The organism is Streptomyces sp. NPDC002573, assembly GCF_042889625.1.
In the GTDB taxonomy this organism is placed as follows: Bacteria; Actinomycetota; Actinomycetes; order Streptomycetales; family Streptomycetaceae; genus Streptomyces; species Streptomyces gibsoniae.
Window position 1 is genome coordinate 1 of record NZ_JBIARC010000077.1, and the last position, 11,643, is coordinate 11,643.

At 68.6% G+C, this 11,643-nt stretch carries 11 protein-coding genes and 2 pseudogenes; 6 read left to right on the top strand and 7 right to left on the bottom strand.

The features are described from left to right. Positions 1 to 240, top strand: a pseudogene (locus tag ACFYX0_RS39530) (hypothetical protein); the annotation flags it as partial. A 595-nt stretch (positions 241 to 835) separates the two neighbouring features. After that, positions 836 to 1,372: a hypothetical protein gene (locus ACFYX0_RS39535; RefSeq protein WP_355920175.1), complete on the top strand. Its 537-nt coding sequence runs from the start codon at positions 836 to 838 to the stop codon at positions 1,370 to 1,372. 165 nt (positions 1,373 to 1,537) lie between these two features. On the opposite strand, the gene ACFYX0_RS39540 is transcribed toward ACFYX0_RS39535, so the two are convergent. After that, positions 1,538 to 2,008 (bottom strand): PH domain-containing protein, encoded by a 471-nt coding sequence (locus tag ACFYX0_RS39540; RefSeq protein WP_388978646.1) that lies wholly within the window; start codon positions 2,006 to 2,008, stop codon positions 1,538 to 1,540. Between ACFYX0_RS39540 and ACFYX0_RS39545 the strand changes: the two genes are divergently transcribed. Further along, positions 1,904 to 2,155 carry a hypothetical protein gene (locus tag ACFYX0_RS39545; protein WP_388978651.1) on the top strand — a complete coding sequence of 84 codons (252 nt, stop codon included), beginning with the start codon at positions 1,904 to 1,906 and terminating at the stop codon, positions 2,153 to 2,155. The genes ACFYX0_RS39540 and ACFYX0_RS39545 overlap by 105 nt on opposite strands. A gap of 218 nt (positions 2,156 to 2,373) precedes the next feature. Here the strand turns inward: ACFYX0_RS39545 and ACFYX0_RS39550 are convergent, their stop codons facing one another. Both ACFYX0_RS39550 and ACFYX0_RS39555 read right to left on the bottom strand, forming a co-directional pair. After that, the gene (locus ACFYX0_RS39550) at positions 2,374 to 2,916 is read right to left on the bottom strand and encodes a GNAT family N-acetyltransferase (RefSeq protein WP_388978572.1); all 543 of its coding nucleotides are present in this window, start codon (positions 2,914 to 2,916) and stop codon (positions 2,374 to 2,376) included. A 513-nt stretch (positions 2,917 to 3,429) separates the two neighbouring features. Beyond that, entirely contained in the window at positions 3,430 to 4,215 is a 786-nt protein-coding gene (locus ACFYX0_RS39555; protein ID WP_388978574.1) for an MBL fold metallo-hydrolase, read from the bottom strand. A 371-nt stretch (positions 4,216 to 4,586) separates the two neighbouring features. Between ACFYX0_RS39555 and ligA the strand changes: the two genes are divergently transcribed. The 3 genes and pseudogenes from ligA to ACFYX0_RS39570 all read left to right on the top strand — a co-directional run. Beyond that, positions 4,587 to 6,677 (top strand): NAD-dependent DNA ligase LigA, encoded by a 2,091-nt coding sequence (gene ligA / locus ACFYX0_RS39560; protein WP_388978576.1) that lies wholly within the window; start codon positions 4,587 to 4,589, stop codon positions 6,675 to 6,677. 220 nt (positions 6,678 to 6,897) lie between these two features. After that, positions 6,898 to 7,776, top strand: a complete 879-nt coding sequence (locus tag ACFYX0_RS39565; protein ID WP_388978580.1) for an NAD-dependent epimerase/dehydratase family protein — start codon at positions 6,898 to 6,900, stop codon at positions 7,774 to 7,776. Between the two features lie 65 nt (positions 7,777 to 7,841). Further along, a pseudogene (locus tag ACFYX0_RS39570) lies at positions 7,842 to 7,937 on the top strand (IS5/IS1182 family transposase); the annotation flags it as partial. A gap of 611 nt (positions 7,938 to 8,548) precedes the next feature. Here the strand turns inward: ACFYX0_RS39570 and ACFYX0_RS39575 are convergent. From ACFYX0_RS39575 to ACFYX0_RS39590, 4 genes are all read right to left on the bottom strand, one after another. Next, a complete protein-coding gene (locus ACFYX0_RS39575) occupies positions 8,549 to 9,004 on the bottom strand; it encodes a hypothetical protein (RefSeq protein ID WP_388978583.1) in 456 nt (151 codons plus the stop codon). Between the two features lie 78 nt (positions 9,005 to 9,082). After that, positions 9,083 to 9,565: an iron chaperone gene (locus ACFYX0_RS39580; protein WP_388978586.1), complete on the bottom strand. Its 483-nt coding sequence runs from the start codon at positions 9,563 to 9,565 to the stop codon at positions 9,083 to 9,085. A gap of 58 nt (positions 9,566 to 9,623) precedes the next feature. Next, the gene (locus ACFYX0_RS39585) at positions 9,624 to 10,274 is read right to left on the bottom strand and encodes a glyoxalase (protein ID WP_388978589.1); all 651 of its coding nucleotides are present in this window, start codon (positions 10,272 to 10,274) and stop codon (positions 9,624 to 9,626) included. A 144-nt stretch (positions 10,275 to 10,418) separates the two neighbouring features. Continuing rightward, positions 10,419 to 11,621 carry a cytochrome P450 gene (locus ACFYX0_RS39590; protein WP_388978592.1) on the bottom strand — a complete coding sequence of 401 codons (1,203 nt, stop codon included), beginning with the start codon at positions 11,619 to 11,621 and terminating at the stop codon, positions 10,419 to 10,421. Positions 11,622 to 11,643 lie beyond the last annotated feature (22 nt).

Here is an 11,643-nt window from a genome sequence, read left to right on the forward strand (position 1 = left end):
GGCGACAAGCGAGCCTGGCGCGAGGCCAGGAGCCGCCAGTCCTCCCGCCGGATCGTCGTGCAGCACACCAACGCCGAGTTCAAGCAGTGGCGCCCCCTGCAGCGCTACACCGGACGCCGCGAGAGCTACGCCGACACCCACCTGGCGATCGCCGGACTAGTCTCCGACCGCGCGGCCCGCAGGACGACCCGCCGCCGGCACAGCACCGAGATCGTGCTCCTCCGACAGGCCGCCTGCTGATCACCCACCAGCCGAACCACCAGGCGAGCATGCCCCGATCTCAATTCCTCCCGAGGCCGTAATGGCTGGTCAGGGCCACCGAACGGACAACTGATGTGCCGCGTTGGTGTCGCGAGGTTGCGTCGTCAAACCGTGGAAGCCACGGGTGGCGTGGGTTGAAAGCGCCGACCGCCGCGCAGGAGGACTCACAGGACGATGACGCGGCGGCGGCCGAGAGGCGCCGGATGTACCGATGGGGGCGACGAAGGTCGTCGCTGACCTTGTCAGATTCTCTCGGGGTGGTCCGACGCCGCCGAAGCGGGCCAGTTGGTCAGGGGCGCCGAAGGCGTCCATGTGGCCGCCGGTGGTTGCCAGGAAGTCGTCGCCACTTGATGGAAGCCACAAGCGGCAGAAGGTGGAAAGCCGCACCCGACGCCCCTGGGCGGGAGAGCCATACGAAGAGCTCGCCCTGTCCCGGTCAGCGACATAGGGAAGGTTGAGGGGGTCACTACCACCGAAAGACGCACCCTCGGGATTCGCCAGACCTCGGTCCGATCAACGGTCTACGGTACGGACATGCCGCGCTGCCCGCCGCGGTCATATGAGGAGGAGTCCTGTGTCGTCGCCCTGTGACCCCGAGTACGCCCCCGTCGGTGATGTAGGCGCAGCGCTCATGATGATCGACTCTCGGCTGAAAGCCGTCTACGACAGCAAGACCGGGACCGACCCCGAACAGCAGCAGATGGTCGCCCAGTTCGCAGCATCCTTGGGCCCTACGGGAGTCGATGCGCTGTTGGACGGCGCGTGCACGCTCATTTACATGTTCATGAAGTGGCTACGGACGGCCTGCGAGGAACACGACAAGGACGTCATCGAGTACGTGGTGCCCGCCCTTGTGACCACGATGCGCATGATGCCGAAGACCTTCCGTCCCGAGGTCGTCCCCACCATGGCCGGCCTGCTCATCGCCGCAGCCACCGGCTTGAGCCCCAATTTGTGGCGCGCTCAGTACGGACGTTGGACCGAGGCCGAAATGAATCCTCTGGAAGCCACGGCCGTCCTGCTCGCGGAGCACATCAACCGGATTTCCGGCGACCATGACTTCGCCACACGCTTGATCGCCGAGGCTCTGTCCAACTCGGAGCAGGAGTGACGTGCAGCGTGGTCGCGCGAGCAGGGCAGCCGACTCGTTTGTCTTGGCGACGCGCGCCGCACTCGAGTGACCCTTCGGGACGGTACTTCTGACCGGTACGCTCAATCCCCGGTGGCATGAACCCGAGTCCGGTTGATCGTCTGGACCGCATGACTTCGCGTGCGGTCAGCCCACGGCGAGCAGCACCAGCATCAGCACCAGGCCGGCTGCCGCCGGTGGAGGATCTCGTACGCCCAGCGCACCTCGGGCTGCCCCTGGCCCTCCTTGGGCATGGCCCCTGCCTCCTGGAGCGCACGCAGGCTGTCCATTGGTCCTGTCGCACCTCGACCGCAGACCTTCTGCCTCGGCGTTCGGTCGGTCGGGCCGTCCGGCGTCGAAGAGGCCGCGGCGGTCCGGCACGGAACCACCCGGAATCAGCGAGGACTCCGCCAGCCTGACCCGCTCGCGGCCGGCTTGCCTGAGGCCACGCGAGGAGACCGGGATGGCCCACGACTGGTATTTGCTGCCGATCTGATCGAAGACCTCACTCGAGTGACCGGCACGCAGACCGGAGACAGCGCCCAAGGGCAGTGTGATGGTGCGGAACGGGTTGCGGATGCGCAACCGGTGGTCGTTGGCGAAGACGGCGGGCCGCAAGGTGAAGGCGATGAGCAGCGGAATCACCAGCAGCATCCCCGCCAGCGCCTCCCAGGGCATGCCGCCCTGGGTGCTGACCAGCGCGTCGATGCCGAGCCGCAGGACGACGGCAAGCAGTACCGCTCCTGTGGCGATGCCGACGGGTGACCGGAAGACCCGGTCGGTGGAGGAGGGCTGCGCGGGGCGAGGTGGTAACTACCGGTCAAGTGTCGGCATGCGTGCGATTGCGCCTGACAGGGGCGCAGCCTGAACACAGTGCGGTCACCATACGCGGTGGCGAAAGGTAGCCGCAACGACTGCATGGCATAGGAGCTGCCAGGGACAAAGACAGCCCTCGGCAACCGCTACGACCAACGGGCCACGGGTCAGGGGCGGTTCAGACCCCACGTCTGCAGGGCGTAGGGCCGCCCCTTCTCCTCACCTGTGATCAGCGGTACGTCGAGCAGTCGGAAGCCCGCCTTGGTGGCCACGGCGACGCTGGCGGCGTTCTCGGCCTCCAGCTCCAGAATCACCTGTCCCGCTCCCAGCTGCTCGAAGGCGTACGCAGTCATCACACGTACCGCCCGTGCCGCCAGCCCCTTCCCGCGATGCGCCGGACCGACGGCGTAGCCGAGCTCCGTGCCTTCGGGGGCGCGCCGCAGCATCACCTCGCCGAGCGGTGTGCCTCCGTCGACGGTGATAGCGAGCAGGATGGCAGTGCCGTCCGTCCGTAGCTGCCGGTCCCGGTCCAGCCGCGCGCGGGCGGCTGCTTCGTCGAAGGGAGAGACGATCGGAGTCCAGTACGCGATGTCGGGGTGGTCGAACAGCTCCGGCATCACGGCCAGGTCCGCCTCTGTCCAGTCACGGAGGACGAGACCCGCCCCCGAGAGCTCGATGCGCTCGGGAAAGGACGACGTGGAGCTGTTCATGGTGGGTGACCTCCCTGGCCTGTACGGAACGGGGCAGGATAACCGGGCACAAGCAACGGCACGCCAGTGCCTCTCGGGAACCCTCACGCCCCAACCGTGGTGGAGTCCGCCGGCACCACCAGGCTCCCGCGGGTCGCCTGCGGACATCGTCCGCGCCGACGGCTGGCCGAACTGGGTGGCGCTGACCGGTGATGGTGTGGTCCCTCCTGACCCCGGACTCCAGCTCCGTGCCCGCCCTCCCCGGCGACATGCGAGCACGGCCTCCCGAGCAATCTCGCGTACCAGCCCGCCTGGCAGCACGATCACCCCACTGCGGCGAGCATCCTCAACTGCGCCCTGACCCACACGCAGAACCCCGCCGCCGTTGCGTGCTCCAGCTCGCATCGGCTGGTCAGGCGGGCTATGGAGCGGGTGTGTAGCCGCGGGTGCGGACGAGGTCGTAGGTGAGCTGGGTGAAGGCGCGGGTGGCGGCGCTGCGGTAGGCGCCCTCGCGGTGCAGGGGGCGTCCGAGGGTTACCGCGTCGCTGTGAACTTGTAACGGTCGCCGTGCGCCAAATAGTGGAACTTGGCGGGCGTCGAGGACGCGGCGGCGGCCTTCTTGAAGTCGTCGAGCCCGGAGTGGAACACCGAGAAGTCGTTGTAGTGGATCGGGATCGCGGTGTGCGGTCTGACGATCTCCGCACAGCAAACGGCTTGGGCCCCGGTCATGGTCACCGTGGTGAGGAACAGAGTGGTCCCACCGGCGTGGAACATGCCCAAGTCGATGTCAGGGTAGTGGCGGAGAATGTCGTACAGCCGGTTGTGCAGCATGGTGTCGCCGCTGATGTAGAGCCGGAACAGCCGCTGGTCGCCGTTGTAGAAGTCCAGCAGATTGCCGTTGACGGGCATGAGCATGCCCGCCATCTCGAAGTCACTGGTGTGCTCGGCCGGCATGGCCGTTACCACGAGCCGAGCGCCACCCCTTTGGACCGTCTGGCTCTCCCAGGTGTCGAGCGCGTGGCCGTTGGTGAAGCCCAGCGGGTGCAACTCCTCGATCGCGTGCTTCGTGCTGACGACCGGGATCTCCTTGTTCAGATCTCTAGCCGCGACATGGTCGAAGTAGTCGGCGTGATAATGCGACAGGACGATCAGGTCCAACGGGGGCAGATCGGCGACCTGACAGTCCGGCTCCATCTCGCGCCGGGCGTAGATGCCGTGCGCGCGGTGGAGATGGTCACCCTTGTGGAGGAACGCGGGGTCGGCCAGGATCGTGAACCCCGCGAAACGGATCAATGTAGTGGCGTTGCCGATGAAGTACACCTCACCAGAGCGAAGTCGGGTTGCTCCCCTTGTGGGAGCGTGAGTGTCGCATTCATCGGAGACCTCCGTATCAGAGGAACGGATGGGGCCGGGTGAAGACGGCCCGGGCTGTTCACTGTTCCCGGCGTAGGCCGCGCCCCGACACAGGGGTGCCAAAATAGACTATTTCGGACGCCATTACTGCCGGATGCAGCGGGTCGCTCTGCGAGCGGAGCCCTTGCGCCTCGGGGAACTTCGACACAGCCGTCGACGCTCAGAACGATCACGGTCCGGTTGGCCGCCGCCGGGAGCGAGACGTCCTTTCTTGGACCACCGACGTGCGCAACGCACGCACCGGGGCGTTGTCAGTGGTGGCAGGCAGGATGGCGGACATGACGACACCCGTTGCACAGATCGTGGATGCCGCCGCCTACGCGCAGGCGGTCGAGGAGGCCGTGCAGGCCGCGGCCGCCTATTACGCGGGCGGTACCTCGCCCCTGGATGACGATGCCTACGACCGGCTCGTGCGGGGCATCGCCGTGTGGGAGGCCGATCATCCCGACCAGGTGTTGCCCGAGTCGCCGACCGGGAAGGTCGCCGACGGTGCCGCCGAGGGCGACGTGCCGCACACGGTGGCGATGCTGAGCCTGGACAACGTGTTCTCGCCGGAGCAGTTCACCGCCTGGACGGCCTCGCTGGCACGCCGGATCGGCCATGAGGCCGAACGCTTCAGCGTCGAGCCGAAGCTCGACGGGCTGGCCGTCGCCGCCCGCTACACCCAGGGCCGGCTGACCCGGCTGATCACCCGTGGCGACGGGACGGCCGGGGAGGACGTCTCACACGCGATGGGCACCATCGAAGGCCTGCCGGACGAGCTGGCCGAGCCGGTCACGGTGGAAGTACGCGGCGAAGTGCTTATGAGCACGGCCCAGTTCGAGCACGCCAACGAGGTACGCATCGCACACGGCGGACAGCCGTTTGCAAATCCGCGCAACGCCGCAGCGGGCACGCTGCGCGCCAAGGACCGTGCGTACACGGTGCGGATGACGTTCTTCGGCTACGGCCTGCTGCCGCAGCCCGACACCAACGACGTCCTGGCCGAGAGGCTGGGCACCCTCGCGCACAGTGAGCTGATGGCCCTGGCTGCCGAGCTGGGTGTGAACACGACCGCCACCACCCGGGTGCCCGGCGTCACGGCCGTCTCCACCGACGGGGTACTCACCCGTATCAAGGAGATCGCAGCGCTGCGTGCCGAGCTGCCGTTCGGTATCGACGGCATCGTCGTCAAGGCCGATCTCGCCGCCGATCAGCAGGCCGCGGGATTCGGATCGCGGGCCCCGCGCTGGGCGATCGCCTACAAGCTGCCCGCCGTCGAGAAGATCACCCGGCTGCTGGAAGTCGAGTGGAACGTGGGCCGCACCGGCATCATCGCCCCACGCGGCGTCCTGGAACCGGTCGAGATCGACGGCTCCACCATCACCTATGCCACGTTGCACAACCCGGCCGACATCACCCGCCGCGACCTGCGCCTGGGCGACCACGTGATGGTCCACCGCGCCGGCGACGTCATCCCCCGCATCGAAGCCCCCGTCGCTCATCTGCGCACCGGGGACGAGAAGCCGATCGAGTTCCCTGAAGTGTGCCCGCGCTGCGGATCGATGATCGACACCAGCCAGGAGCGCTGGCGTTGCGGGCAGGGCCGCAACTGCCACCTGGTGGCCTCCCTCTCCTACGCGGCGGGCCGAGACCAGCTCGACGTCGAAGGCCTGGGCGCCACCCGCGTCATCCAGCTCGTCGAGGCAGGCCTGGTCACCGATCTCGCCGACCTGTTCACCCTCACCCGCGACCAGCTTCTCTCCCTGGAGCGCATGGGCGCCACCAGCACCGACAACCTGCTCGCCGCGCTGGCCGCCGCCAAGACGCAGCCACTGTCGCGGGTGCTGTGCGCACTCGGCGTCCGGGGCACGGGCCGCTCCATGTCCCGACGCATCGCCCGGCACTTCGCCACCATGGACAACATCCGTGCCGCGGACGCCGAAGCACTCCAGCAGGTCGAAGGCATCGGTGCCGAGAAGGCGCCGTCCATCGTCGCCGAACTCGCCGAGCTAGCCCCGCTGATCGACAAACTCGCTGCGGCCGGGGTGAACATGAGCGAACCAGGCGCCACTCCCCCGTCGGAGACCAGCACAGACACAGACACCAGCAGTGCCACGACCACCGCCCCAGCCACCGGCCCGCTCGCCGGGATGACGGTTGTGGTCACCGGCGCAATGACCGGGCCGCTGGAGCAACTCAGCCGCAACCAGATGAACGAGTTGATCGAACGCGCCGGTGGCCGCTCCTCCTCCAGCGTGTCCAAGAAGACCACCCTGGTTGTCGCCGGCGGCAACGCCGGGTCCAAGCGCGCCAAAGCCGAAGACCTCGGCATCCGCCTCGCCACCCCCGACGAGTTCGCCACACTCGTCGCCGACTACCTCGGCTGATGCGCTGATGAGGGGCCGAGGGAGAAGGTCGCTCACTGGCGTTCCGGGCCGGCTCCTGCCTCACCTGGGTCTACGGAAAGCCCCTGAGACGTCTGTCGAGGGCAAGACACCCTGACGAGGGCGCACTGAGCAGTCGGCAGGGCAGCCGATCAGCGAGGCTCGGATCGCTTCCGATCTAGGCTGTGCTCACACCGACGAACCCCCTGGAACTGGAGCTCTCATGCGTGTCTTCGTCGCTGGCGCCACCGGCGCCGTCGGCAGTCTGCTCGCGCCGATGCTTGTTGGGGCGGGGCACGAGGTCACCGGGACCTCACGGACCCTGGCCGGGATCGAGCGGATCCGAAACCTCGGAGCAACGGGGGTCCAGGCGGACGCGCTCGACGCGGATAGCCTGCGCCAGGCGGTCTGTGCGGCGGCACCGGAGGTGTTGGTCCACCAGCTCACCGACCTCTCCGGCGCGGACGGGGCCGCCAACGGGCGAATACGACGTGAGGGCACCCGGAACCTGGTGGAGGCCGCGAAGGCGGCTGGGGTCGGCCGGATCGTCGCGCAGTCGATCTCCTGGGCGTACGCGCCGGGCGAAGGCCCGGCGAACGAGGCGGTACCCCTCGACAGCACGGCCGCTCAACCCCGAGCCCGGATGGTGGACGCCGTCAGGGCCTTGGAGGAGACGGCGGCCGAGCTGGGGACAGCGGTCGTGCTGCGCTACGGCCTGCTGTACGGGCCCGGCACCTGGTACGCACCGGGCGGCGCCTTTGCCGCGGCCCTGACGGGCGACGGGTCGGCGCGGTTCCTGGGCAGCACCGTGGCCAACGACGCGGTGAGCTCCTTCGTCCACGTCGCCGACGCAGCCCGCGCGACGCTCGCCGCGCTGGACTGGCCGGGCGGACCGGTCAACATCGTGGACGACGAGCCCGCCCCCGCCCACGAGTGGCTTCCGGCCCTGGTCAAAGCCCTCCGCGTGCCCGCACCCGGCCCGGTGACAGGCCGACAGGAGTGGGAGCGCGGCGCTCACAACACACTTGCTCGCAGCCGGGGTTGGCAGCCCGAATGGCCGACCTGGCGCACCGGTTTCGCCGCTCGACGCGACAACCTGTGAGATCTCCGAAGCCGGGAACTGAACTACCGCCGTGGAAATGGCCAAGAAGACCGACGCACCTCAACGTCCAGGCCGACGCCGACGCGGAAGGCCGTATCGACTGGAGCACGGTGAGCGTGGATTCGACGTCCTGCCACGCTCACCGGCACGCTGCTGGGGCGGATCGACCTGCGAGATCCACCTTGCCAGTGACTGCGGACGCCGCCCGCTTGCGTTCCTGGTCACGCCGGTGAGATGCCGTGGCCAGAGCCACGCCCCTGGGCGGCGTTCAGCGGCTCGCGAGGCGCTGCACCTCGCCGAGCGGGACGGTCTGGAAGCCCCCCTGCGCCGCACGCCGAAACGAGTCGCTTCCGGGGATCTCCGCCAGAGGACCGTCGTACGCCCGGATGGGCAGACCATCTTCCAGCCAGCATCCGGCCGTGCTCAGGACGACCTGCCCCTCGACAACCGGGGCCACCCGCAGGTACGGGCCTGCCGGATCGCCGGGGGACGAGGGCGCAACGATGCCGAAGAGACTGCCATCGGGGGCCCAGAGGGACCCGCTTGGCGTACCGGGCCGCCGGAACCGCGATCGCTCGACACCCACACCGTGCTTCCCGAGCGGGTCTCGGGACCGTTCAGGGTCCTGACATCGGTGAGGCGCATCTCGGCGTATGCCGACCCGTTGCCGGTCGCCGAGCGACCTGTCAAGGCGCCCTTCGCAAGGACAACCGAAAAGCCTTCCTCCCGCGCAACTGCGAGCTGCTGTTGCAGCGGCATAACCGCGCATCCGCTAGCCCCTCCACCTGTGCCGCCGGCGCCGGGCGCGGCAGTGCCCACAGGCCAGACCATGATCGCGGCCGCGGCGACAACGGCTGCGCCTCCGGCAAGGAGGACGCGCCGTCACGCCGCCGTCGGCATCGACCACCCGCGGGGAGACGGTGCGGTACGCCCAGCCGGCCAACGAGTCGTCCACCGGCAGTGACTCCAAAGTCTCCTCGAGCGGGATGAGAAGCTGTTGTTGCAGGTCAACGAGGTAGATCAACGCGGCGTCCAGGCCGAGAGCCGAGGCACACCGATTCGCCAGGGCGGACAGTTCGAACGGCAGGGCCGTCTGCGCCTCGATGATCAGTTCTTCCAGCTGACTCTCGTCGATGACGGCATCGGAACCGGCGGACGGGTGCTGTGGGTCCGACACGGGGATCACCCCTTCCGCGCCCAGTCTCATACCGATCCCGATCTCTCTCACGTCAGGCACGATCGCCCTAGAATCAGAAAGCTCGTTCGACGTCTTGCTGTCTGACCTGGGCGGCAGCCCCGGCCGGCCTCAGCCCACTGCCTTCTTGACGAGCGCGATGATGCGCTGCTCGTCAGCCGGCGTCAGCCCCTTCAGGGCGTAGGCGGTCGGCCACATGGCGCCGTCGTCGAGTGCCGCCTGGTCGCTGAAGCCGAGCGTGGCGTACCTCGACTTGAACTTCTCCGCGCTCTGGAAGTGGCAGACGACCTTGCCGTTTCTGGCGTACGCGGGCATCCCGTACCAGAGCTTGGGTGCGAGGTCCGGGGCCGCGGTCTTGATGATGTCGTGGATCCGCTCGGCGAGGACCCGGTCCGCTTCCGGCATCTCGGCGATCTTCGCAAGCACGTCCCGCTCCGCTGCCACTTCCTTCTCCGCCCGCGAACCGCGCTGCGCCGCCGCCTTCTTCTGCTCCTGCGCGTGCTCCTTCATCGCGGCCCGCTCCTCGGCGGTGAAGCCGTTGTACTGCTCGGTGGACGCACCGGAGTTCTCGGCGGACGACTTCGTGGGCTGCATGGCGGGTTCCTTTCGTGCAGGGATGAGGCGGTCGGGGGCGAGAGTGCGAGGCCGCGCGTCAGGACGCCGCGGGGGTGAGCGACGGGGCGGCCTCCCAGGCGAAACCGTCCGGGTCGGTGAAGGGGCCGTCGGTGCTGCCGAGGACGATGCCGTGCGGGCCGCTGCCGTCGGCGGGGACGCCGAGGTCCTTCGCCAGGCCGCCGCGCTTGTACAGCGCCAGCTTGACGGGGCTGGACTCGCCGGAGGTGAACTCGGCGTACTTGCCGCCGAAGCTCTTGGCCACGGTCAGGCCCCGGTCCACATAGAACTGCTTGCTCGCCTTCACGTCCTCGACGCCGAGCAGGAGGACCATCTCGTCGATCTCGCGGGTGGCCGGGCTGGTGTCCTTCTTGGTCGAGGTCGCCACCTTCCAGATCGTCCCGTCCGGGGCCTGGACGACGCCGCCGTAGCCCCAGAGCGACTTCGCGGCGGGCTTCAGCACCGTGGCGCCGGCGTCCACGGCGGTGCCGACGAAGCCGTCGACGGTGGCAGGCCGGGACACCGTGAGCGCGAGGGTGAAGCCACGAAATCCGGTGGAGTGTGCCTCGGACGCCCGCAGGCGGATGTACGTATCCACTCCGAAGGCGGTGTAGAAGCGGCGGGCGGCCTCGATGTCGGTCACCTCGAGGGTGACGGATGCGATGGACGTGTTGGATGCGGTGGTTGCCATGGCCACCACGCTAGGGGCTGCTTGGCAGCCGGGGCTTCTCGATTCCTGACCGGTCTTGCCGCTGGCTTCGCAACCCTCGCGGGCATCCCCTCCACCATGACCGGAGAGCCCGCATCGCGAGCCGCACCCGCAGCACCCCGGCGCTCAGGCGGTGAGGCCTTCGATCGCCACGGGAAGGTGGCGCGGGCCGCGTAGAACGGCGTTCGCACGGTACGGCGGCGGGTCCTGGAGCAGCCCGGAGAACTTGACCCGACGGAACAGCTCGGGCACCGCCAGATGTAGTTCTATGCGGGCGAGCGGGGCGCCGAAGCAGTAGTGGATGCCGGTGTAGAAACCCAGGTGCTCGTTGTCCTTGCGGTCGGGATCGAACCGGTCAGGGTCCTTGAAGCGTCTGGGGTCGCGGTTGGCCGCGGCCAGCATGAGCCAGACCGGCGAGCCCTTGGGGATCGTGGTGCCGGCGACCTCGATGTCGGCCAGGGCGGTGGTCCACGGGACGAACTGGACCGGGGGCTCGTACCGCAGCACTTCCTCGATGAGCGGGACGCCCAGCTCCGGCTCCCTCTGGAACCGCTGGAGGACGTCGGGGTGGCGCAGCAGAGTGAGGGTCGTATTGGTGATCGCGTTGACGGTGGTCTCGTGGCCGGCGACCAGGAGCAGCACCGCGGTGGCCTCCAGGTCTGCCGGTGTCATGTCGGGGACGAGCGCGCTGAGAATCCCGGGGCCGGGGTGGCGGCGTTTGGTCTCGATCAGGTCGGACAGGTAGGCGCCCAGCTCCTGGCGTGCCCGCTGTCCCTTCTCCTCGCCGTCCGCGCCGGCTCCGGGATCGAGTGACGACGCCAGGGCATCGGCCCAGCCGTGGAAGCGCGGTTCGTCCTCGCGCGGCACACCGAGGACCTTGCAGATGGCGGTGACGGGCAGGGGGTAGGCGAAGTCCTCGACGATGTCGACCTGGTCCTTGCCTTCGAAGGCGTCGAGCAGCTCGGTGACGACCTGGGCCAGCTCCCCGCGCAGGCCGTCGAGGAACCTGGGACTGTGCGGGGGACCGAACGGCCGGTTGATGGTGTCGCGCAGCTGGTCGTGCAACGGTGGGTCGGTGAAGATGAAGCTCGGCGGCAGGCCTGTGTCCTCCGCTTCCGCCGTGCGGGCGTAGCCGGATGGACGGTTCCTCGTGTCGTTGCTCAGCCGCGGGTCGTTGGCCAGGCTCCGCACCTCGTAGTAGGTGCTGACCAGGAAGGTGCCGTCGTCCTCCCGCCTGACCGGTGTCTGGCGCAGTTCCGCGTAGAGCGGGTACGGATCCGCCCGATTGGCGTAGTCGGTGATCTGCGCGGAGATGGTGTCGGGCGTCATGGTGTCTCCTGAGGGCTCCGGG

Bases quoted from the DNA above. Each gene is read 5' to 3' on its own strand.
- ACFYX0_RS39550 (WP_388978572.1), bottom strand. From the start codon at position 2,916: ATGAACAGCTCCACGTCGTCCTTTCCCGAGCGCATCGAGCTCTCGGGG.
- ligA (WP_388978576.1), top strand. From the start codon at position 4,587: ATGACGACACCCGTTGCACAGATCGTGGATGCCGCCGCCTACGCGCAG.
- ACFYX0_RS39565 (WP_388978580.1), top strand. From the start codon at position 6,898: ATGCGTGTCTTCGTCGCTGGCGCCACCGGCGCCGTCGGCAGTCTGCTC.
- ACFYX0_RS39580 (WP_388978586.1), bottom strand. From the start codon at position 9,565: ATGCAGCCCACGAAGTCGTCCGCCGAGAACTCCGGTGCGTCCACCGAG.
- ACFYX0_RS39585 (WP_388978589.1), bottom strand. From the start codon at position 10,274: ATGGCAACCACCGCATCCAACACGTCCATCGCATCCGTCACCCTCGAG.
- ACFYX0_RS39590 (WP_388978592.1), bottom strand. From the start codon at position 11,621: ATGACGCCCGACACCATCTCCGCGCAGATCACCGACTACGCCAATCGG.